Origin of the sequence: Desulfosediminicola sp., assembly GCF_048381775.1 — a bacterium.
Taxonomy (GTDB): Bacteria; Desulfobacterota; Desulfobulbia; order Desulfobulbales; family Desulfocapsaceae; genus Desulfopila; species Desulfopila ganghwensis.
In genome coordinates this window covers 161,463-183,880 of the sequence record NZ_JBLXGE010000010.1, presented here as the reverse complement: position 1 = coordinate 183,880, position 22,418 = coordinate 161,463, and the positions used below count along the sequence as shown (strand labels likewise).

The following is a 22,418-nucleotide window of genomic DNA, read 5'->3' as shown; positions in this document are numbered from 1 at the left end:
ATTGGTACTTTATGGAACGTAGTACACTCATAACCCTGCTTCTCACAATTTTCATCGCTCTACTAGGGATTGGAGTCATCATTCCGGTTATGCCTGTTCTAGCCGAAAGCCTCGGTGCCGGCGGTGTGGCGTTGGGGATGATTATCGCTGCGTTTTCCATCGTACGTGGGCTCGCCCAGCCAGTGGTGGGCAACCTTTCCGACATCCTGGGCAGAAAATGGTTCATGGTAGCCGGGCTCTTTATCTATGGTCTGGTGGGACTCTTGATCCCCCATGCGACAAGTGTCAATGACCTGATCATAATCAGGGGATTTCAGGGACTCGGTTCGGCAATGATCGTACCTATTGCCCTGGCTTATGTGAGTATACTTGCCCCGGCCGGACAAGAGGGGCGTTATATGGGGTATCTCAATATCGCCATGTTCTGCGGCATAGGATGTGGGCCGGTATTTGGCGGGCTGTTCATGGATACGCTGGGATTGGCTTCTGCCTTCTATGCCATGGCAATTCTCTCTTTTGCCGCCTTTGTGCTGGTGGTTTTCAATATGCCGGCCTACCTCCCACGAAAGGGTGTGGAGGCGGCAGGGTTGTTGCCCAGTCTGGTCAGGATGGCCCGTCGCAGGAGAACCGTCGGTATCCTCCTGGCCAGGTACGCCACCATGATCGTCATGGTACCCACCATGGCATTTCTCCCTTTGCTGATGATGCAGTGGGAAAGCCATGTGACGGGAACTCAGGTGGGATTGGTCATTGCCGCGCGGACCCTGGTAAACGCCGTTCTTCAGGTACCGTTCGGCAAGTTGGTTGACACCTGTAACAAAATAACACTGCTTGTTATCGGCACTCTCTGCATGGGTGTCTCTCTAGCTTTTGTCCCGCATGGTTCGAGTGTTATCGAAATGATTATTCTCTATGCAATTCTCGGTATAGGGGAGGCCCTTATCTGGCCGGTTTTGGGAGCATATGCATCGGAGGAGGGCCGAACGCATTTCGGACATGGAACCATGATGGGAGTATACAGCCTGGCCATGAGCGGAGGTGTTTTTACCGGTGCAATGCTGGCTGGCTATTCAACAGATAATATGGGGATGAGTTGGGCCTACTATCTTACTGCGCTTGCGGTTTGTCTGATCACAATCTTTGCTGCTTATATGATATTTCTGGGTGAGCAGGCGGACAAAGCCGGAAACGTACAGTCAGACAGACGATGAGTACGAATCTGATTGTGGTTGCGCATATCAATCTTCATTTGGTTCGAAATGAAAGGGTTGTTGATCTTGATTGTTGAATCATCCGGTTCACCCTGTTTGTCTCATTCTATGCTGAAATTTCAACCGGCCCATGTGATTGACTCTCACATCTGCATCAGAGCTGGTGGCGCTACCCCCAAAAAACGCAGAATTATTTCAAAAATTTTCAATGCGTTGGATACTCCCCTGGTGTAAAGTGAGACGTACCTGACGCATTGATGGTGCTTTTCTTGCGGGTTGCGCCCAGGGTAGTGGATAGAACAGAAGAGGAGACAAATAATCCAGTGAGAGGATACTGATGATAAAGCGTGTTCTGGCGGTGCTGGTGGTGCTGATGTTTTCAAGTTGCCCCTGTTGGGCGAGTGATGAGAAGGCAGAAGATATCCTTAAGTTGCTCGTTATTACCGGATCGCTGGAGCAGGCTAAAGATATAGTGATCTATCTGGCCCAAGCTGAACTGGCGGCCGTGAGTGAAAGTGACGATGATATCTCAAAGCAGGCAATTGCCATTATAGAAGAAGAAACAGTCAAAATCCTGACCGGGCAATTTGCTGCCGGTTCACCGCTTGTGAGCGAATTAGTGAATATATATGCGGAATATTTCAGTCACGATGAGATATTGGAGATCATCGCATTTTATGAATCAGGGGTGGGTTCGAAGATGATCGCCAGCATGCCGCAGATTATGGAAAAATCAATGCTTGCCGGCCAGATGATGGGCAATAGTATTACGCCTCTGTTGAGAGATAATATCCTGTCAAGGTTACAGCAGGAAGGTATTGAAGTACCCCGCTAATTATTGCTGTATTGTAGGGTTCCGCCTTAAAAGACGGTGGCGGTTGTCTGGCACTGATTGAGATTTTTCTCGATAATTTTGAACAGCTCCGGATCTATGTTGTGCAGGCTCACCTCCTTTTTAAGGACCATCAGGATATCATAGGGGGCCAGCGGAGGACGATAGGGTCTTCGCTGAGCAAGTGCCTGGTAAATATCAGATATGCAGACAATTCGTGCCTCTATGCTGAGCTCATCGGCGGTTTTTTTGAACGGGTAACCGCTTCCGTTCAGCTTTTCATGATGATCTGCTGCCCAGCTGGTAATTTGATCAAAGCCTTTAATTCTTTTCAGGATCATGAAGGTGACATAGCTGTGCTGGCGCATAACCGAGAGAAATTCACCATCCAGGCCGCCGGGATAGTCAAGAATTTTATCGGGGACCTGGAGTTTACCCAGATCATGCAGCAGGCCGGCGATTTCAAGCGAGATGACAGTCTCATCAGGAAGACCGCAGCACTGACCGATATAGGCAGCAAGTCGGGAGACCCCAAGTGAATGCTCTGCGGTGAAACTACTTTTAGCATCAACAATTTCAGCAAATATTGCAGCCATTTTCCTGAGCTGGTTCTCATCGAGCCAGATATCATCCGGTTCAATAATCTGCTGTGAGAGATAATCGCGAAGATGTTCTATCTCTTGAGTTATCCAGAACGATTCTCTCTCAGAGGCGGCAAGAACCACATCCACAAGCTCCGGCTTGAAGTGTGAACCTCTCAGAAACTTGATGTTTTTACAAACCCTGTCGCGACAAGAGAGCTTGTTGGTGAAAGGTTCCATGAAGGAAATAGCATCAATCCTGTCGGTGAGATAAATTAAATTGGCGTAGGTCTTAATATTCTCATCAATGGGTAAGTCTTTCAACTCATCCCATCGGGTGTGGTGATACAGGATGATATCCGCGAATCCCTCCAGCGGTTCAAACCGCCTCAACCGTTCGGCACCTATGAGGCAATGGATATTGGCGTTTACCCATTCGAGTTCAGTGACCAGATGGTTGTGGACCTGGCTCGATGATACCCCGCAATCATGGAGCAGGCCGAGGCGATACAGCTTTAAATGTAATTGCGGATCGGAGCTCATCAGTTTGGCACATTCCATGGCCATGAACCCTACCCGCTTCCCATGGTGAAGTTCATCAACACCTACCAGATCTATAGTATCTGAAAGGGCATGGACCAATTGTCCGAAATCTATTCTCATGTTGGGGCCTATTGGTGATATTGATCCGTTACGATCCTGACGCATTAATACATCATGTCTTCCTGGCCAGTTGATGTGTCAGGTCGCTCTAGTATTATAGCATTCTCCAAGTCGAGATTAGCAACATAAAGATGGGGTGAGATCGAGATGAAGACGGAACCCCAATTTGACGCTGAGCATTTTGAATCTGAAGGGCATGTTGTGCAAGTATATGAATCTGCACAACAATATTGGTTTTTATGTGGAAGGTGAGATTTTGTTTTCTATGGTGTTAATCTTCTGTGATTGTACCGTCAAATCTCCGTGAATATTTTAATTGTTATTGTCGGGATGGTGATAACATACTAGATTCACATCTAAAAGTATGATTGCCGTTGTCAGGATATAGTCAGCTCAATCCCTCGTACGCACTGTACTTCGAGCTGGCTGAAAAACGGCCTCATTTCCCATTGGAAAGAAAACGCGAATTTTGGAGGAGACGATGACAAGAGCTGTAGATCTGTCACACGTGGTGTTTATTGACTTACTGCAGAATCTGGTTGATACATCAGGCATCAAGGTGGCTAAAGGCAACCTCATGCGCATTGCCATGAAGGCCGGCCAGCAAGTTGAGCCGAGAGAGTATGAATCATTTGAGAAGTTGGTCGAGGCAATGGAAAATGGTGACACACCATTGTCAGCAATTGAAGGGAATGCAACTTACCTCGGTGATGGGCTGTTTGGGCTGAAGTTGTGCCCTTTCGACAAGCTTGCACAAGATTATAAGAGCTATTTTGATAAGGAACCGGCTGGGTTGAAAGATCTAACCATTGAATTCAACACAGAGAATACCATGGCCAAAGAAATGAAAATAGGCCTGGGAGCGGGTGCAGGTCCTTTCTGTATTTTCCACCAGCCCATGAGGAGTCAGGCTGGGACAAATATCATCGTAGCTGGTAAATCGGTGGAGATCATCCAGCTTGCCTGCAGAAGCAGCAATGGTGAAAAGGCCTTTGCCCAGATCCTTATTTCAGAATATGGGTGTGATAAGGATAAAGTACTGAGCGTAATGGACAGTTACACCTGCTGCTACGGTATTCGTATAAAGGGTTCCTGATTCAACGAACAGGCGGTGCCTGTATTGACCGTTGGCTACTCAGGCGATTCTATCTGCGGAGCACCCCGTGCTGCAGCATGAGTCCCTGCAAGTTGCTATAGGCTTGGGCACCGACAAGTAAGGTGCTACCGAAAGTAAACGTAGGCACCGCAGTTATCTGCTGCTGGCGGGAGGCTTCCCAGTCCTCATCAACCGCGGTTGCGTAGCTTCTTGTGCGCAGTACCTCACTGGCCTCTTCGATGGGCAGATTACATGACTTGGCAAGGTCCAGGAGAACGTGCTGTTTGGCGAGGTTGCGCCCATCTGCAAAATATGCCTTAAAGGCTGCGAGGTGAAACTCCTCGCCCCGCCCGTTTTTCTCAGCCCATAGCCCAAGTTCCTGGGCGAGCCTCGAGTTGTAGGTTTTTGTTCGGTTGCCGAAAGGCAGCCCCAGCTGGTTTGCTGTGAGTCTCAGTTGGGTAACCATGCGATCAATCTGATCACTTCCGGTTTTAAAGAGTTCTTCCAGCAGCATACCTTCATCAGGGGTCTCGGGATGCAGTGGAAAAGCGCGCCAGCGGATTTCGATCTGGTACTCATGTTTCAGTTGCTCAACACTTCCAGTGATGAAGTAGCAGTATGGTCAGACGTAGTCTGAGAATATCTGAAGAAGGGGTGGCATTGTCATGGGGGTCTCTCAGCAATGTTCAGGAACGAAAACGCTTTACTCTTTTTGGGGTTTAACACTTCCCGGCTTGCCATTGACCACACGGCCGCAGCGGCTGCAGTTCAGTATCAGCCGGGCATTGGCATAGCCGGCACCATATTCAGCTCCCATGGTACCCACGCTGCCGCATAAGTCACAACGAGCAGGCATGGTGCTATTGTTGATGCGAATACCAATATAACCGCCAATCAGGGCGATGAGTGCAAATCCGGCGAGTGAAACCTTTTCGAATTCGGCCAGGTACAGGATGGCGAGTAAAAGCGCCAGGGCGGCAGCAGCGAGTCGTAACCAATAGAGTCGGATAAGGTTGATATGCATAATTGTATAATCTGTATGAGGATAGCAGGTTAAACCGTTCCTGGAGTGAATCCGGGCTACCTGTGGATCGTCTTTTACCGAGCGGATTATCCTTACACAGACCACTGCATTGTTCAAGATGTAACTTGGAGCATCTGCAATTGCGTTAACTTAGAGTCGGCACCTGGACAGCAAGGCTGGTGTACAGTGAGAAATACCGGGAAATGTCACCGGGGAGTAGAGTACCCCGGTGACATTTTTTTCATCTATCAGAAAACGATGGGTTCAGCATAAAGTTTCTGCCATCAGTCTTCGTATCCTTTCCCTGCACAGGTAGGGCAGTTTTCCTCAGGAGTACAGCGAATATCGTCGGCCTCATCGCCCATCTGGCCTCCACGCCATTCTGAATCCGCTTCACATACTCCCTCTATAACTTTTTTCCCCTGGCAGGTTGGGCATACTTTTCGTGTTTCTTCAGACATGATCTACTCCTTTAGGAAAATAGAGTTCATGGATAATTACCATCTGTTTACGCTTATGGTAATTGCAACTCAATTGACTGCTTTGATTATGGAATCAGCGATCTGTTGAAATCTTCTGACTATTCCTCATCGACAAAATAATCTTTCAACTTCTCAAGCAGAGACTCCGGGAGTTCCTGCCTGTACATAAACGCATCGGCTTCCTCGCCTGTGATCTGCTGCTTGATTTCCAGCGGCAGCGCACGGAGTGCGGCAACACGTTCAGGATCAGGTTTCGTTTTTTTTATTTCAGGGCTCTTCACAACTTCTCTTCCTGGATAGCAATGTGACAGGAATTGGATACTCTTCATCCGGATTATATTACCTGCCACTCTTTAAGTTTTCTTCCGGGCTCATCTTCTGTCAATGGTTAAAGATGACAATACATAGTATTAATAACTATTATCAGCGGAAAAGCCAGAAGAAAATCTATCGACGCAGTAAAAAATTGTAAGAGGATCGTTTAGATGAAGCGGTGGTCAGATTTTTTGCGAGCTACATCCTCTTCAGAATGGTTCATCCAGCCGCTTTCAGCATTTTCTACATGATCAAATGCAGGAATGTAGGGTTTGATGTCAATGAGGGGGGTGTTGTCTAAAATATCTACTCCGAGAATATTCAGAAAGTTATTCTGAACGGAAGTCATCTGTACCAGGGATAGTCCAAGGTGATTCGGGCGTAACGGTGAACGGGTTGAGTACACTCCACGTCGGACAGTATCCATAAAAGGGATCACGGAGAGTTCAGTTCGGGTTGCTTTGTGGAACAGGTAAATCAGGTAAATGTGGCTGAAACCTTCCAGGTCGGCAAGACCACCGGCATATTCATTGAAAATTTCTACCCGTCCTTCTGTTTCGGCCGCACCCTTGGGCTGAATGGGCATATCGGCCAGATTGGTGTATGGGGAGTGAATAGTGCCAATCGGCTTAATGGAAGAAAAATCTGAATTACTATCTGTTTTCATAGCCTTGATATTCCAATAGAAGTGATTCTGCTCCGTTGCTAACGCTGACACCGGAGTCGCCTGACAGAGGGAAAATCCGGTTTTCTCAAAAGAGATTCGGGATGCTCCTGGTAAGATAGCAAAAAGCCCGGTTCTTAACCGGGCTTTTTGTATATATTGATGAAATATTTTCTATTTCCAGTAATACAGGGCACTGTCGCCCAACTCGTGTTCGATTTCCAGCAACCTGTTGTATTTAGCTATTCGCTCACTCCGACTGGCAGAACCGGTTTTCAGCTGGCCTCCATCCATGGCCACGGCAAAATCGGCCAGAAAGGTGTCTTCGGTTTCGCCGGAACGGTGTGAGATGAAGTAGCGCCAACCTGCGTCGCGGCACATGCGCACAGCCTCTATACTCTCAGTGACGGTACCAATCTGGTTCAGCTTGATAAGAACGGAGTTTGCTGTCTTCTCCTCAATACCGCGGGCGATATATTTGGTGTTGGTGACAAAGATATCATCACCGACAATGTCGATTGAGTCACCCACTGCGGCGGTGAAGTTCCTGAAACCCTCCCAGTCATGTTCAGCGAGCGGGTCTTCCCAGGTGACGATGGGGTACTTCTCAACCCATTTTATGGCCAGGGCGACCAGTTCATCACGAGACATTTTACCGCCACCAGACCATTTCAGGTCATATTGGCTGGTCAGGTCGGGAGAAAAGGAACTTGCGGCGCTGTCCAGCGATATGCTGATATCCTTTCCCGGAGTGTAGCCAGCTTCAACGATGGCCTCCATGATAGTGTCCATCACCGCGTCGTTGCTTTCCAGGTTGGGGGCAAAGCCACCCTCATCTCCCACACTGGTGGCCAGGCCTCTTGATTTTAGTATTTTTTTCAGCACATGGAAGGTTTCAGCCACATACCTCAACCCTTCACTGAAGCTCGGTGCGCCCAGTGGAGTTGCCATAAATTCCTGAAAGTCAACGCTGTTGTCAGCGTGCTCTCCACCATTGATAATATTCATGGCAGGCACGGGAATGCGTCTGGCGTTGGTACCCCCCAGGTACTTATAAAGTGGCAGGCCGGTGACCATCGCTCCCGCCCGTGCAACTGCCATGGAAACTCCCAGAATAGCGTTGGCACCCAGTTTCGATTTATTCTCGGTGCCGTCCAGCTGCAGCATCAGATTGTCCACATCCGTCTGTCTGGTGGCGCACATACCGATAAGTTCGGGCGCGATAACGTCGTTGACATTGGCTACAGCTTTTAAAACACCTTTGCCGAGATAGCGGGTTTTGTCGCCGTCTCGCATCTCGATGGCTTCATTTTCACCGGTAGAGGCGCCAGATGGTACCGAAGCGCTGGAAATGGTGCCGTCTTCAAGTTCTGTAAAGACGCGTACCGTGGGGTTGCCCCTGGAATCCAAAATCTCCATAGCCTGTACAGCTGTGATTTTATCGGCCATAATATGTTCCTCCTAAACATGAGTGCCTGGTTATTTAACCCTTGGATGCACAAGATTTACGGGTTACGCATCTGACTCGCAATTTCCATTCAGATTCGAATTTCAGGACGATCTTAAAATCAAATGCCGCTTTCGTATTTTGGCAAAATAGTCATGAGAAATGCGAGCGAAAGATTCGAGGTTTGGTGAAACAGATATACTATAACACACATGTGGGGTCGTACCGGAAATATTAACGGACGGCGTCCAGTGAAGCGCGGAAGAGAGTCAAAAACGATATCCCGGGTATTGCCGTAAAGCCAGGACGAACAAGAGATATCGGTTACCGGAGGTGTTGGACTATCCCAGCAGCTCATCGACAAGATGAACAGCTTTACGTGCTTTTTCTTTTTCGATACTGGTTATGGGGATGAGTTCCTCTCTGCGCCTGTTACGGTTACGCCAACTGTCGATGACTTTTTGGGTAATGTAATCCACGTTCAAATCTTCAAACTCTATCATCCAGTCATCCTGGCCGATACTGCGCATAAAACCTGCATTTTTAGGGTATGAATTGATCGAGATCATAGGCGTGTTAACCGCCGCACAAAAGATCAGCGAGTGGGTCCTCAGGCCAATATGGGTGTCTACACCCCGAAGGATGCCGACGATATCGTTGCAGGTGTATTTCCTGTTGGAGATCATCCGAACTTTATACGCGTTTTGGATGTATTGCCGGACTTCTGAGGTGATCTTTTCATCCATCACCTGGGTTACGGTCAAAAGAATATCCACCCCAAGTTCCTCAACCACATTGTCGATGGCGGCAGCCATGATCCGGCAAAATTGTTCGCGGGTCAGCTTTCCGGTGTTACTCCAGTTATCTATATATGAATTGACGTTAAAGCTAATAGTGCCGGCGCTGTCGGAGGCAAAAAGGTTTTCATCGGCAAAGATCTTTTGCAGCCGCTCATCGGGTGAGGGCAGGGTGTTGATTGCTGCATCGGCCAGCAGGTGGATATGAGGTGATCGGAGCTGCAACTTTTCAAAAAGTTCTTTGGTCGAGCTGTCCCTGAGGGTAACGAGCTTTGTGGCGTCGAGAACTGTCTGCATAAGTTCCCGGCCTTTTTCGGTCTCGATCGGCCCGACACTGGCGTTATAAAAGACGATGGGAATATTCTTCTTCTTGCAGGTCGGTGCCATCAAGGCAACGCTGAAAAGGGTGTTTACCAGAGGGTTGTAGAGCTTTCGGTCAAACAGGGCATTATCGGTAATCATTACCATGTCGGTACTGGACATGGAACGATAGGTGGCCAGGCCAAAGGCTTTCAGGGAGAAATGCCAGGGCATCATCCCCATGGGCTTTACATTGTAGTGACCGTAATAGGTAGTGACAAAGCTTGGTTTAAGAGTGGGGATCAGAAACTGTACATCAGAGCGGACTTGGGCAAAGTCATGAAGGATGTTTGCCAGTATGGCGATATCGCCGGCATTGCGTCCGGAAAAGCTGCCTATCAGCGTAATTTTTTTCATGGGGTACCTGTATCTGGATTAGTCGGTTGCGGTCTCTGCTTTCACACTGGCGTACTCCTACAGCAGGTTGTGCTCACGGTACCACCCAGCAGTTCGGGCGAGCCCACGTGTGTAATCGAATTGCGGGTTATAACCAAGCAGGCGCCGTGATTTCTCGATGGAAAACGAGCGTGATTTGGTAAAAAAATCGATTCTGCGCCTATAAATCGGGGGTTCTATCCCAAGCGGTATACATATTTTTTCACACAGGGTTCCCGCGACCTGGAAGGGTTTGACGGGCAGATGCACCTTGCGGCTTGGTTTGCTGAGAATGAAGGAGATCTTGTCGAGAATATCGTTGAGCCGCAGGTTTTCAGGCCCTGCACCGAGAAAAACCTCGCCGACAGCTTCTTCCTTTTGTCCGGCCAGGATGAAAATATCGGCCAGATCTTCTACATAGACCATGTTGTAGAAGACGTTGCCATCTCCGAGTACTGGTGTGATGCTTTTCGAGGCGAGCTTGAAGAGTTTCAGAAGCCGCATATCACCTGCACCGTAAATTGCGCCCGGCCGGATTACTGAAACGGGGAAGCCGGTTTTGCGATGATACTCGAGAACCTTTTTCTCGGCGGCAAGTTTGGTAATCTGATAGATGTCGCCGGGTGAGAAGCGGTAGGTCTCATCAGCTGGCGGCTCTTCGATGTCGCCATGTACGCCGACGGTGGAGCAGTGTACAAAACGTTTTGCTCCAGCCAGGTGAGCGAGTTGCAGCAGGTTCTCGCTGGCTTTAACGTTGACATCCCAATACTCCTGATCCGGTACTCCTGCCTGACGATAGATGGCCGCAATATGAAAAACGACCTCGATATCCTGGACTGCACGCTCCAGCTGTTCACGCTGGGTAAGTTCGCTTTCAATAACTTCAAATTTGCCTGCACTGGGGGAGCTTATCCGATTGCGATCACGGACCAGTACGCGCACATGGTGTCCTTGCTGGTAGAGTTTTTCGGCCAGTATGCCTCCGGTAAATCCCGTCGCTCCTGTTACGAGTGCTCTCATGGATACTCCATGGTGATATGATACCGTCCGTTTCGCATTCCCCATATAGAGGGGAGATCTTTTCAGGCGGTAGTTATTGTGTGTTCGATTCGGGCATAAAACGATTTCAGCTTCCTGTTAAACGCTGTACGGGTGTACTCTTCGCTCACCCGTTGCTTTGCCCGTGTGGCCAGCCGGGAACCGAGCTCGCGGTCGTTGACCAAGCGCATGATACCTGCGGCCATCTCCGTGTCGGTTGGTGCTACCAGCATGCTGATGGAATCGTCGAGTACCTGGGTGTGGGTTTCAAGGCGGGTGGCCACCACAGGTTTTCCGGAATCGAGATACGAGTAGATTTTCATCGGGGTGTTATAACCTTTGCATCGTGGTGAGACGACGATATGGGCCTGGTCGAGATAGTAGGCGAGATCTTCCACCGGTTTGGGGCCGGTGAAGATGACTCCGCTGTCAACTCCAAGAAGTGTCGCCTTGTGTTTGTAATGGCTGATGTCGTTTTTGTTGCCGCCTATGACGACCAGTTTCAGCCGGTTGTTTTCGAGATAACAAAGGGAGAACGCTTCGAGCAAGAGGTCTATCCCCTGGTACTTTTCCAGATTGCCAACATACATCAGCACGATATTGTCCTGCTTGAGCCGGAGGAGTGTTTTTTTCTTCCGGTGATTATCAAGCTCTCCCGGCAGCAGGGTGATATCCTCCAGGCACTGTATTATGGGGCCAGAGCTGTAGGATCTGGCTAACTTTTCAAGATACGGGCAGACCGGCAGTACGCCGGTACTGTTTGCAACGGCCCGTCGTTCGAGTGTTCTGAAAACCGGCAGCAGCGGGGTAAGTATGGAAGATTTTTCACAGAGCTGCTGGGGTAGGGATGAGTCCATGTCGTAGACGTATGGGATCTTGAATTTTTTCTGTAATCTGCGTGCCATGAAAACAGCCTCTTCCCCGGCGTGGATCAGGTCAAAACTTTCAGAACTGAGCAGTCTTCTGGCCATTTTCATCATGGCCAGGTCAAGTGCGAGCTTTTTCCAGGAGAAACCCGGGCGTACTCCGGCAGTGAAGGCTACTTTTTTTACCCGTAGCAATCGACATCCGGGGATCACTACCGGTTCTCCTTCCGGGTAGACCAGTGCGGTGAGTTCATGGCCATCTGCCGCCAGGCATTCAAGGAGCATGCGCAGGGCAATGGGGGTACCCCTGTTCTGGTAAAAAGGATGGGGGGCGAGCACCAGGATTTTCATTGCTCCCTCCCGGACCGGTTCTGGTAGTAGGAGTAGAGTTGTTCCACTTCAAGAGCTTGTCTGTTTTCGTTCCAGTCGAGTTCATCGGCCATGAGCGTGGCAATCTTTTCAAGCGCCTGAAGGGAAGGGCAGCCTCCGTTGCCGCAATCTGTCCTGCGGAGCACAACATCGCTCAATTTCATGGCCATCTCTTCCCGAATGGAGTACAGCACCTCAGCTTTCAGGAGTGGTGCACCCTCGTTTACCGGCTCTGCGGTATTTGCCTCCTTTTTCATGATATCCAGCAGGGAGGAACTGTAGCTGCCGTAACTGTTTTGAATGCGGGGATAGTCGTTCAGAAATTGCTGAATATCCTGCCCGGTGGGAACGTCGGCAGTAGAACTGCCAACCCCTTTGGTAAGATGAGAATTCGGAATGATAGCTTTTTTCCGCAGCAGTTTTTCCACCTGCAGGGCAATTGCAGGAGCTGTGGTGTATTTGACGCCTTCGACGGTAAGTAACCCCTCAAGTCCTTCGAGTGCCTGGTGGTCAATGATTTTAGGCTTTTTGAGTAGCTGGGGGGTACTGTTGCGGGAGTTGTTCACGGGCTTATGGGCAGGGATCAGACCGGCGTGACTGTGAATTACGTTCTTCCGGCTGAGTGCTGCACCGGGATAGATAGCGTTGACTTCGCTGATAATTTCTTCGATATCCCAGTCTTCAATCTTCAATTCATCGCATCGGCCGCTGTAATATGAGTAGCTGGTACCGATGATGGTACAATTCTTCCAGGGGACGAAAAAATAGAGACGGTTGGAGCGCTTTACCTTGCTGTCCCTGTCCTTTACTTCGTCGTTGGATTCAAGACCGACGCCATGACCGGCAAAGAGCTGTTTGTCGACGACGATGTTGACAGCCTTGGCAAGGTCTTCAGTGGTGCTGGCCTGATGCGACTCCCTGCGTATTTCGTCAATCCAGGGGCCTGCCGCATTAATCACCATCCTGCCCCTGATCATGAAGGTCCTGCCGCTCAGCCTGTCTGTAACCTCTGCCCCTGAAATGCGGTTTTTGGTGCGAGCGAGCTTACGAACTTTCACGTAATTTGCCGCCACTCCACCGGCAGCGCATCCCGCTTTGACAAAGCTGAGGCACATACGCTCGGTGTTAACGATCAGGTCATCGTACCAGAGGGCTCCGCCGGTGATTTCATCGGTGTTGAGTTGGGGGACAATTTTGAGGAATTGTTCCCTGTTCAAAAGGGTACCCCGGCCTGCTCTATTTTTTTCGGGTGCGTGGTGATTTCTGTCCCAGCTGAGAAAGTCAAAAATTTTCAATGCGGCGGCCATCACCGACTTGCCCTTGATGCCGTTGTCGCTGGTTGGAATAACACAGGGCAGCGGTTGAACAAGGTGGGGGGCAACCTTCATGAAAACCTTCCTGGAATAGACCGAATCACGTATACGCCTGATGTTGAGGTGTTGCAGATACCTCAGGCCCCCATGCAGAATTTTTAAGCTGTTGGCCGATGTCCCGGCGCCAAAGTCGTCTTTTTCCACCAGTGCCACCCGGATGCCGGTTTCCGCCAGTTGCCGGAAGAGCACGCTTCCGTGGATGCCGCCGCCGATGATCACCACGTGGAAATCATTGTTTGCCAGGTAGTCGATATCTCTTCGCATAGTGTGGCTGCTTCCTTAGTTACAGTTAAATCGCAGCGCCAGTTGGTCGCGCATAAAGTCCATTGATCGTGTAAGTGCACCAAATGGTCGAGTATCACAGGTTCTTTCCGCGATTGCTTTCAGTAGTGACATAGCCGGTCTTTCCCGGTCGAAACAACAGCTGATCAAGGTACCGAAGTTTGCAGCAACATGGCGACGATTGCTGCAGGGAAGTGGATCTGAACCTGAGATAATCGGAATATTATGTGTTCTGGCCAGATCGAACTGTTTTACCCAACGCCAGAATTGGGGACGTCCTCCGTTATCTCCCAGGGCAAACGGGGCATGAACGGGGTTGTCATTTTCCCTGATCAGTCGGGAGACGAGTTTCCCCCGTCGAAACAGCCACTTTCCCACTCCCCAGGGCAGTATGGGGAAGCCGCCGGCGTCCTCTATCGCCTTCAGCGTTGCGGCAAGCGGCAGGCGATCAGCTATGGATTGTTCGGTGGCTATAGAGAGCACCTCCAGGCGCTCGCGGGTTACGATCTGCTGACCACTTATTAGAGAAATTTCGGCACCATCAGTGTGTGTGGCAATAAGAGAGAGTGGTTCGGCCGTAGAGTGTAACTGCCAGTCCGGCGCCAGGGGAGTTGGACTTTCACTTTCCAGCTGCCGTTTCAGTCTGGCAAAAGTGTCGCGCTCTCTGGGCTCTGTAAAAACCAGTACGACTGCTGATGCCGGGTTGTGGCTATGATGCGCTGTATCCTGCTCTTGATGACAGACTCTGGCGCTATCCAGTATGGGGACCAGATCGCTCCAATGGTAGAGGTGGACATGACTGTCCAGAAGTACTGTTGAAGTATTGCCCTCAGGTGGTTGTGTCATGTACGAGTGAACGTGGAAGTTGAAAACGTAGCAAATTGTTCTGCTACGCGGCCAAAACAGAGATTTTATCTGTCGCCATTGTTTCAACAAAACAGCTTGTAAGCCGAATAACGAACAAACTCAAAGAGCTGCAGCTCCTGATTGGATCAGGTTGAATGATATTTACGTGACCTGCCGGAACATACAACCTATGTTCCGTAATTAAGGGGAAAAAAGTACTATACAGATAGGGAAATTTTTATTCAAAAGGGGTCGGTCTGTCAAGAAAATTCCAAGGTTTTGCAATATGCAGCACAGTTGGATCATGGGGGGGATTGTTGGTGGAAGGCGATAGTATTGCTCAGTGTGCAGGTTGCTTTCCGGGGTGAGCAAAACAACTTCTGCACCTGTCCGTTTCTGCCTTTCTCTCTAGGGCATCAGCTGTTCAGTCTCAGAACTTTGCCACACTGCATATCCTGGTTATGGCCGGAAAGGAGAGTCTTGTATGGCTCTGCTGTGTAGGCAATGGTTCCGTTTATCATGACAAGCTCGATCCCGGCAGGGTGCTGACACGGGTTGGTATACGTGGCCAGGTCTGAAATAGCAGCGGGATCAAAAACGACGAGATCTGCGAACCAGCCCTCTGCAACCTTGCCTCTTTTGGCTATATTAAACGATTCCGCTGCCTGCAGTGTCATCTTCCTGATGGCTTTTTCAAGTGGCATGAGCTGTTCATCCCGGGCATATTTGCCGAGAAAACGAGGGAACGCACCATATGTTCTCGGATGAGGTGTGCCGTGCATCAGCCCATCTGTGCAGAGATTCATCTCCGGTCGCAGCATGAAGCGTCGTACATGTTTCTCAAGCCCGTAAAAGTCCACCATGCTGACCCCATTTTCCTCTTCCAGAATCAGATCCAATGCAGCCTCCACCGGGTCAGTGCCTCTTTCTTCACCAATTTCCAGCAGTGACTTGCCGATAAACTGCGTGTTCTGTGCAGTCTGCACGTTGGTGATCGAGATGCCGTCAACACCGGCAAAGGCAACAAAGTTGTCCCAGGAGCTTGGAGTGGTGCGGATATCATCCAGCATGCGTTTCCGGCATTCTCTGTCTGCAAGGCGGTTGAGGAGTTGGGCGGTACCGCCTGCATGGGCCCACGGAGGCAGGATGGCGCTGAGCATTGTGGAGCCGGCGGTGTACGGGTATTGATCAAATGTTACCCTGAGTCCCTCTTCGCTTGCCCTGTCGAGCAGGTCGATAACTCCGGGCAGCTTGGCGTCGTTGTATGTGCCGCAAATCTTGAAATGGGAGAAGTGGATATGTACTCCGGTTACGCGTGCTATTTCGAGCACCTCACTCATTGACTCAATAATGGCATCGGCTTCACTGCGCTGGTGAATGACCAGGGGGACCGAATTGTCGGCCGCGACCTGGCAGATTGCAACGAGCTCTCTGAAATCGGCGTACGTGCAGGGGGGGTAAATAAGACCGGTGCTTATGCCGTGCGCACCGTTGTTCAGTTCCCGTTGAGTTACCCGGCGCATGGCATCGAGTTCTTCATCGGTGGCCGGGCGCTGATCGAGCCCCAGGACCTCCATGCGGAGGTTGCCGTGGGGAACCAGGTAACAGAGGTTCTGGGCTGAGCCACTCTTTTCGAGCAGATCGAGATAACCCTTGGTATCTCGATAATCCCAGGAAATTGAATCCGAGGTTCCTGCGAGGCCAGCCAGGTTTTTTCGCCACTGGGCAATATGCTCAGCCGGCAGAGGTGCCATGGCAATACCATCCTGGCCTAAAATCTCGGTGGTGATTCCCTGCCGTATCTTGGCGTCCAGTATCGGAGTCTCGAGAATAACCAGGTCTGAGTGACTGTGTGTATCTATAAAACCAGGGCAGAGGGCCTTGCCCTCCAGGTCAATAATCAGATCTGCAGCGGGCTTGTCAGGGCCGCTGCAGATTGCCTCAATAGAGTCACCAGCAATAACTACGGAAACGATTCCGGGTTTGTCGCCTGTGCCGTCATAAAGTACTGCGTTGTCGAATCGTATCCGCATCAGTGATCCTTAAAAAAACTGAAGAAAATATATCAGAGTTTGAGTAATGCCCTGAGGATGGCCTGATATCCCAGCACTCCTTTGTGGAGCTGCTCAATCTCAATATACTCGTCTATGGTGTGGGCAAGGTTTTCCTGCGAGGGACCGAAACCAAGGGTGGTAATATCGGCTTCCCCGGCATAGTGACTGCCGTTGGTGCAAAACGCATAGTGCGATACAGCAGGTTTCAGTCCGGCTTGCTGCAGCTCTGAAAGTACTGCTGTAACGAATGCCTCTTTTTCATCATAGAGCCAGGCTGGAAAAAACCGGGTCCCCTCAATGGCAGCACCCGTATAACACGGTTGCTCATCGCTGGCAAAATAGACTTTAGCCTCAAAGTCCGGGTCTTCCTGTTTGAGCAGGTCAATGGTTTCGACAAAAGGGGCGAGCACTCTCTCCCGGTCTTCGCCCACCAGCAATCGCCTGTCGTAGGTCACCCGGCAGTTGCTTGGGACCACGGACGCACCGGGGTATGGCGTTGACTTGATATCAGTCAGTACGCAGATGCCTTCTCCTAAAATCGGATGGGATTCCGGTTCCACCTCTTCCATGCGGGTGATGAGTCTGGTCATGGAATGTACAGCATTGACGCCTTTTTCCGGGTTGGCAGAGTGGGCTGGAACACCGAAGGTTTCGACCACAATCTCGGCCCGGCCACGCTGGCCGATCTTCAGGTTCAGCTCAGACGCTTCGCCGATTATCACGTAATCGGGTTTGAAACGTTGGGAGATTTCCCGTGCGGCAACACCCTCGAAACATTCTTCATGCACCACCCCGGCAACACAGATCGTACCACCAAAATCACGGTTGGTTGCATCAAGAAAGGAGCTTGCTGCCACAGTCATGGCCGCCACTGCCCCCTTCATGTCTGAAGCGCCGCGGCCATAAACGCGTCCCTCTTTGATTTCAGCAGCAAAGGGCGGCACGCTCCAGGCAGATTCATCCGGTACGGGCACGGTGTCGATATGGCCATCGAGCAGAACGCAGGGGCCGGGACGGTTTCCTTTAATCACCCCGATAATATTACCATATTTGTCCTGGTGAACTTCATCGAAGCCCAGCGACTCCATGGCTTTTTTCAAGGTGTCTGCAACCGCAGCTTCTTCACCTGAAACACTGGGACAGCGGATCAGTTGACGGGTGAGTTCAGTTGCGGTATCAACATAACTTTCAACCATCTTCGTCTCCATTACAACTGCGCCAGCAGGCCGGTGCGGGCGTTGAATTCGTTGATGTGCTTATCGATTTCAGGTGCCAGGGCCGGGATGGAACTCCAGTAGCTGCTCTCCTGCCACTGTGCCTGGATTTCCTCATAGGTTTTGCCCTGCTGCTCGACCCAGGTGTAATACTTCAGGTTGTGGATGCGTTTACGGCCGTAGTAGCTGAGTTCTTCCATGGTGTCGATGCCGGTGGTGTGCAGGCGGCCCATGGCGTATGCTGCGTTCAGTGCAGAGAATTCACCTTTCTCCTCTGTCAGTTCGGTGAGGCGGCTGCCGTACATTTCCATGGAGTCCGTGGCCATGGTGAGCACCACATCTTCCTCCCCCAGTTCGTAATACTTGGCGAATTTTATTGCGGCCAGGGTGTTGGCGACAGAAGAGATGCCGAGCTGATCAAGGCCGTCAACCACAGCACTGTCTATACCCTGCTGCACCAGGAATTCCTTGCCTGCTTCTTCGTTGAACAGGCGGATAAGGTTCATGGGGATCTCGTCGTCGATGGCGATGACCATATCGGTATTTTTGGCGTTATGAACCCATGGGATATGTTTGTCGCCGATGCCCTCGATTCTATGATCGCCAAAACCGTTATTCAGCAGTGTCGGGCATTGCAGAGCCTCGCTTGCCGCAATTTTGGAAGTCGGGTAGAGACTCTTGAGATAGTCACCGCTGGCAAGTGTGCCACCGGAGCCGGTGGAAAGCACCACACCCTTGAAATTCGTTTCAGGGGTCGGGCAGAGTCCGGCTATCAGCTCGGCCATGGCATGACCGGTGACATGGTAGTGCCAGAGATAGTTGCCCATGTCGTCAAACTGGTTGAAGATCATCAGCTTGTCGCCGGATTGACGCAGCTCCCAGCACTTGTCGAAGATCTCCTTGACGTTACTTTCAGAGCCTGGGGTCTTGATGGTTTCGCCGGCAACCTTTGCCAGCCAGTCGAAGCGTTCCTTACTCATGCCTTCAGGCAGGATGGCGATGGATTCACAGCCGAGCAGGTTGGAATCGTAGGCACCGCCGCGGCAGTAATTGCCGGTGGACGGCCAGACAGCTTTCTGCTCGGTGGGGTCGAACTGGCCGGTCACCAGACGGGGAACCAGGCAGCCGAAGGCGGCTCCGACCTTGTGGGCGCCGGTGGGGAACCATTTGCCGAGCATCAGCACGATCCGGGCTTTTACGCCTGTGAGTGAGGAAGGCAGTTCGATATAATTCACTCCTCCATAGCCGCCGCCCTGCGCTACCGGTTCGTTCTTCCAGCTGATACGAAACAGGTTGGTCGGGTCCAGATCCCAGAGGCCGAGATTGCCGAGCTTGTTGCGAATCGGTTCCGGAATCAGGGACGGATTGCGCATCTGCTCAAAAGTAGGGATGATGATGTTTTTTTCACGGGCCCTCTGTACGGCCCGCTCCAGTCCTTTCTGGTTTATGGTCAGATCGAGCATGTGCTTCTCTCTCAGTAAAAAATTAACAGTTGTTTTTCAGATCGGCTGGCAGGTTCTTGCCAACCTCGTCAATATCAGGGGCTATGGTGCAGGCTTTGCTGCCAGCAACCGAGCACGCTTTGATGGTGGCACCCGGGTCTTTCAAACCGTTACCGGTTACCAGGAGCACCGAATTTTCTTTGTTGGTGATAAGGCCGGCGTTCACTGCCTCTTTGAGCCCGGCAAGGGAAGCCGCCGCCGCGGGTTCGGCAAAAATCCCGGTGGATGAGGCCAGGGCAGGTATTGCGGCGAGGATATTCTCATCAGCCACCCGTAGCCAGGCTCCACCTGTTTCAGAAACTGCTCTTGCGGCTTTTATCCTGTCTCTCGGTAAACCAGCGGAGATGGAATCGGCAACAGTATTGGCAGAGATGGCGGGGAATGTGAGTACATCCGCATTCTTTTCGCTGGCCTGCCACATAAAGTCGCTGCCGGCAGACTGTACCCCCATAAGGCGCGGGATTTTCTCTATCCAGCCCAATTCCAGCAGATCTTTGAACCCTTTGTGCAGGCCGCTGATTATGCAGCCGTCACCAACGCTTACAAATACCGAGTCGGGAACCCGCCAGTCGAGCTGTTCACAAATCTCAAAGGCGGCGGTCTTCTTTCCTTCAGCCATATACGGGTTGTACCCGGTATTCCGGTTATACCAGCCGAACTTGCTGCTGGCCTGAAGGCAAAGCTCGAATGCGTCATCATAGGTTCCCTGAACCAGGAAAATAGTGGCGCCATAAGCCATTAACTGGGCGATTTTTCCTTCAGGTGCCGACGCCGGGACAAAGATAACGCACTCCATCTGCACCGAGGCACAGATGCCGGCCAGTGCAGCCGCGGCGTTACCGGTGCTGGCGGTGGTGATCACTCTGGCTCCTGCTTCTTTGGCTTTCATAACCGCAAGCGCTGAGGCGCGGTCTTTGAGCGAGCCTGTTGGCTGGCGGGAGTCATCTTTAATGGTGAGCGAGCCAATGCCGACTGATTCAGCCAGCAATGGAGCCGGTACCAACGGTGTCCAGCCTACGGTGAGCGGTGGCACAGGAGTGTCGGGCAGAACCGGCAGCAGGGGGCGGTATCTCCACTGGGAGAAATCGCCGGACTTGGCCAGATGTTCCCTGGTAAACGTTGTGCCGATCTGCTGATAGTCATACTCGACTTCGAGGATGCCCTCATTATCGTGATCGGGGCAAACGAGTAAGCCGGAGTCAGGTGCGTGGAGAGTGTTGCAGATAGTGCAGCGCAGGCCTGTTATATGTTGTGGAATTTGCATAAGTTATAAATGTGAACTGTGGGCTTGATAGAATTGTTTAAAATTTCTCAGGTAAAATATTTAGTTTTAATTTTGGTAACTTGGAAGTTTTTGTGAAGTATCGTATGCCAGTTCGTAATAGGCGTTACAGTTGAATTGGAACTCATGGAGGGTTGTCATGTGTAATTTACGTGTATGAGCTTCATAAGACCTCGGATTTTCTTTGTTTATGAAGGTTATCATTATCGGGTAACGCTTTGACATCGCATCTCGTGCAAAATCGAAGATACCTTCAAGTACACCGGTTCCCCGAAATTTCTTATGAATGCAAATAGGGCCATACTGGCACGAGTTCGTTACCGAGAGTGTTTCAGTCTTAAAGGTGTGTTGTGGCAATTCGTTGATCATGAACTGGAACATTGGCCACTCTGACCAGTAGTGCCAAGATGCCGACATAGCGTAGGCAATTACAGTTGACTCATCTTTAGCGACAAACAGGCCTTTCTCTTGAAGAATGAGGCGTTGCAATTGGTCGGCTGTAAAGGGAGTTGTAACAAAGCCATCAGTTTTGTCTTCTTCAGAGATGTTATCGAGTTGATACCTGCCCTGAAGTTCAAGTACAGCGTTAATATCGTTGAGTTCTGCCAGGCTATATTGGATCATCTGTCTTGTATCCTTTCCTCACCAACCGACCCGGGGAACCGGGCCGATTGGAGTACAGGCTATCAGGAAGCTGACTGGACAGCTGCCAGGAATGCCTCAAGCATCTCTTTACCTTCAGCACCGAAAGTCTTTTCGATATGCTCCTGAACTACCGGCAGGGTCGCTGCGCGGAATTTCACTTTTTCTGCTTCCGGAAGCGAGTATACCTCAAGTTTCTCGTTCAGAAATGGCAGACCGCGATCAGAGGCCTCAATGGAGTTGGCGATACCGCGGCTGGTCACGATGGCAGCTTTAGCGGCAGACTCTACCACCTTCTGCTCAGCAGGGGTAAGGCTGTTGTAGAAATCCTTGTTCATCATCCATACATGGGGTGCGAACAGGTGATTGGAGAGGGTTAGGTACTTCTGAACCTCATAGAGTTTAGCGAACTCTACAATCGGTACCGGGTTCATCTGGCCATCAGCAACACCGGTCTGCAGCGCGGTGTATACCTCAGACCAGGCGATTGCTGCAGGCTGGCCGCCGAGTCCGGAGATCAGCTTCTTGTGGGTATCCAGACCCATGGTGCGGATTTTGAGCCCCTTCATGTCTTCGAGGGTCTTGATAGGGTGCTTGGAGTTGGTGAACTGGAAGAATCCGCCTGAATCACTGAATCCCAGGGTTTTCATACCGGTTTTCGCCTCGATGTCCGCTCCCAGCTTTTTACCGAACTCTCCGTCAAGCACCTCATAGGTGGAGGCGATATTAGGAAAGGCAAATGGAATATCGAGAACTGAGATCATTGGGTATACACTGGCTACACCGCCTACAGAGTGTACACCAAGCTGGATGATACCGGATTTCACCTGCTGAACCACATCAGCATCTTTGCCGAGCTGACCGCTTGGGAAGATCTGTACCTGCACCTCTCCATTGGTCCCGGCTTCGACCAGGTTCTTGAAAACGACTGCCGCAGCACCGGAAGGATTATCGAAGGCACCGTTCTTGTTCAGGTGGTGCATCTTAATAGTCTTGGTTGCCAGGGCTGACTGTGCTACCAGCATGAACAGAGCGCATGCCGCGAGCATGAAGGAAATTTTACGTACGGTTTGCATCGAACACCTCATAAAGAAAATTGCCTG

The 22,418-nt window shown here is 50.8% G+C and carries 21 protein-coding genes; 3 read left to right on the top strand and 18 right to left on the bottom strand.

Features of this window, described 5'->3' with window-relative positions; all coding sequences use genetic code 11:
• Positions 1 to 11: 11 nt before the first annotated feature.
• Together ACN5NT_RS16765 and ACN5NT_RS16760 are read left to right on the top strand one after the other, a co-directional pair.
• Positions 12 to 1,211, top strand: coding sequence for an MFS transporter (locus ACN5NT_RS16765; protein ID WP_419176185.1), 1,200 nt, complete (start codon positions 12 to 14; stop codon positions 1,209 to 1,211).
• 337 nt (positions 1,212 to 1,548) lie between these two features.
• Positions 1,549 to 2,046 (top strand): DUF2059 domain-containing protein, encoded by a 498-nt coding sequence (locus ACN5NT_RS16760; RefSeq protein WP_419176184.1) that lies wholly within the window; start codon positions 1,549 to 1,551, stop codon positions 2,044 to 2,046.
• Between the two features lie 26 nt (positions 2,047 to 2,072).
• On the opposite strand, the gene ACN5NT_RS16755 is transcribed toward ACN5NT_RS16760, so the two are convergent.
• Positions 2,073 to 3,332 carry an HD domain-containing phosphohydrolase gene (locus ACN5NT_RS16755; protein ID WP_136798194.1) on the bottom strand — a complete coding sequence of 420 codons (1,260 nt, stop codon included), beginning with the start codon at positions 3,330 to 3,332 and terminating at the stop codon, positions 2,073 to 2,075.
• Between the two features lie 436 nt (positions 3,333 to 3,768).
• On the opposite strand from ACN5NT_RS16755, the gene ACN5NT_RS16750 reads away from it, so the two are divergent.
• Positions 3,769 to 4,383, top strand: a complete 615-nt coding sequence (locus ACN5NT_RS16750; protein ID WP_136798195.1) for a hypothetical protein — start codon at positions 3,769 to 3,771, stop codon at positions 4,381 to 4,383.
• 49 nt (positions 4,384 to 4,432) lie between these two features.
• Here the strand turns inward: ACN5NT_RS16750 and ACN5NT_RS16745 are convergent, their stop codons facing one another.
• The 17 genes from ACN5NT_RS16745 to ACN5NT_RS16665 form a co-directional block, all read right to left on the bottom strand.
• Positions 4,433 to 4,945, bottom strand: coding sequence for a DsbA family oxidoreductase (locus tag ACN5NT_RS16745; RefSeq protein ID WP_419176223.1), 513 nt, complete (start codon positions 4,943 to 4,945; stop codon positions 4,433 to 4,435).
• Between the two features lie 141 nt (positions 4,946 to 5,086).
• Entirely contained in the window at positions 5,087 to 5,407 is a 321-nt protein-coding gene (locus ACN5NT_RS16740) for a hypothetical protein (protein ID WP_136798197.1), read from the bottom strand.
• A gap of 284 nt (positions 5,408 to 5,691) precedes the next feature.
• The gene (locus ACN5NT_RS16735; RefSeq protein ID WP_136798198.1) at positions 5,692 to 5,868 is read right to left on the bottom strand and encodes an ankyrin; all 177 of its coding nucleotides are present in this window, start codon (positions 5,866 to 5,868) and stop codon (positions 5,692 to 5,694) included.
• A 119-nt stretch (positions 5,869 to 5,987) separates the two neighbouring features.
• On the bottom strand, positions 5,988 to 6,170 hold the full coding sequence (locus ACN5NT_RS16730) for a hypothetical protein (protein ID WP_136798199.1): 183 nt from the start codon (positions 6,168 to 6,170) through the stop codon (positions 5,988 to 5,990).
• A 200-nt stretch (positions 6,171 to 6,370) separates the two neighbouring features.
• Entirely contained in the window at positions 6,371 to 6,871 is a 501-nt protein-coding gene (gene tsaA / locus ACN5NT_RS16725) for a tRNA (N6-threonylcarbamoyladenosine(37)-N6)-methyltransferase TrmO (protein ID WP_136798243.1), read from the bottom strand.
• Between the two features lie 171 nt (positions 6,872 to 7,042).
• The gene (gene eno / locus ACN5NT_RS16720) at positions 7,043 to 8,317 is read right to left on the bottom strand and encodes a phosphopyruvate hydratase (protein WP_136798200.1); all 1,275 of its coding nucleotides are present in this window, start codon (positions 8,315 to 8,317) and stop codon (positions 7,043 to 7,045) included.
• Between the two features lie 339 nt (positions 8,318 to 8,656).
• Positions 8,657 to 9,829 (bottom strand): polysaccharide pyruvyl transferase family protein, encoded by a 1,173-nt coding sequence (locus tag ACN5NT_RS16715; protein WP_419176183.1) that lies wholly within the window; start codon positions 9,827 to 9,829, stop codon positions 8,657 to 8,659.
• Positions 9,830 to 9,886: 57 nt separating this feature from the next.
• A complete protein-coding gene (locus ACN5NT_RS16710; RefSeq protein WP_167495804.1) occupies positions 9,887 to 10,867 on the bottom strand; it encodes an NAD-dependent epimerase/dehydratase family protein in 981 nt (326 codons plus the stop codon).
• 62 nt (positions 10,868 to 10,929) lie between these two features.
• A complete protein-coding gene (locus ACN5NT_RS16705) occupies positions 10,930 to 12,102 on the bottom strand; it encodes a glycosyltransferase family 4 protein (protein WP_136798203.1) in 1,173 nt (390 codons plus the stop codon).
• Positions 12,099 to 13,757 (bottom strand): FAD-dependent oxidoreductase, encoded by a 1,659-nt coding sequence (locus tag ACN5NT_RS16700; protein WP_419176182.1) that lies wholly within the window; start codon positions 13,755 to 13,757, stop codon positions 12,099 to 12,101. The genes ACN5NT_RS16705 and ACN5NT_RS16700 overlap by 4 nt, the downstream gene beginning before the upstream one ends.
• A gap of 15 nt (positions 13,758 to 13,772) precedes the next feature.
• Entirely contained in the window at positions 13,773 to 14,621 is an 849-nt protein-coding gene (locus ACN5NT_RS16695; RefSeq protein WP_419176181.1) for a hypothetical protein, read from the bottom strand.
• Positions 14,622 to 15,037: 416 nt separating this feature from the next.
• Positions 15,038 to 16,654 carry an N-acyl-D-amino-acid deacylase family protein gene (locus tag ACN5NT_RS16690; protein ID WP_419176180.1) on the bottom strand — a complete coding sequence of 539 codons (1,617 nt, stop codon included), beginning with the start codon at positions 16,652 to 16,654 and terminating at the stop codon, positions 15,038 to 15,040.
• A 32-nt stretch (positions 16,655 to 16,686) separates the two neighbouring features.
• Positions 16,687 to 17,871 (bottom strand): YgeY family selenium metabolism-linked hydrolase, encoded by a 1,185-nt coding sequence (locus ACN5NT_RS16685; RefSeq protein WP_419176179.1) that lies wholly within the window; start codon positions 17,869 to 17,871, stop codon positions 16,687 to 16,689.
• A gap of 11 nt (positions 17,872 to 17,882) precedes the next feature.
• On the bottom strand, positions 17,883 to 19,352 hold the full coding sequence (locus ACN5NT_RS16680) for a pyridoxal-phosphate dependent enzyme (protein WP_419176178.1): 1,470 nt from the start codon (positions 19,350 to 19,352) through the stop codon (positions 17,883 to 17,885).
• Positions 19,353 to 19,374: 22 nt separating this feature from the next.
• The gene (gene thrC, locus ACN5NT_RS16675; protein WP_419176177.1) at positions 19,375 to 20,655 is read right to left on the bottom strand and encodes a threonine synthase; all 1,281 of its coding nucleotides are present in this window, start codon (positions 20,653 to 20,655) and stop codon (positions 19,375 to 19,377) included.
• A 66-nt stretch (positions 20,656 to 20,721) separates the two neighbouring features.
• A complete protein-coding gene (locus ACN5NT_RS16670; RefSeq protein WP_419176176.1) occupies positions 20,722 to 21,297 on the bottom strand; it encodes a GNAT family acetyltransferase in 576 nt (191 codons plus the stop codon).
• Between the two features lie 62 nt (positions 21,298 to 21,359).
• Positions 21,360 to 22,391: a DctP family TRAP transporter solute-binding subunit gene (locus ACN5NT_RS16665; protein WP_136798210.1), complete on the bottom strand. Its 1,032-nt coding sequence runs from the start codon at positions 22,389 to 22,391 to the stop codon at positions 21,360 to 21,362.
• Between the last annotated feature and the right edge of the window lie 27 nt (positions 22,392 to 22,418).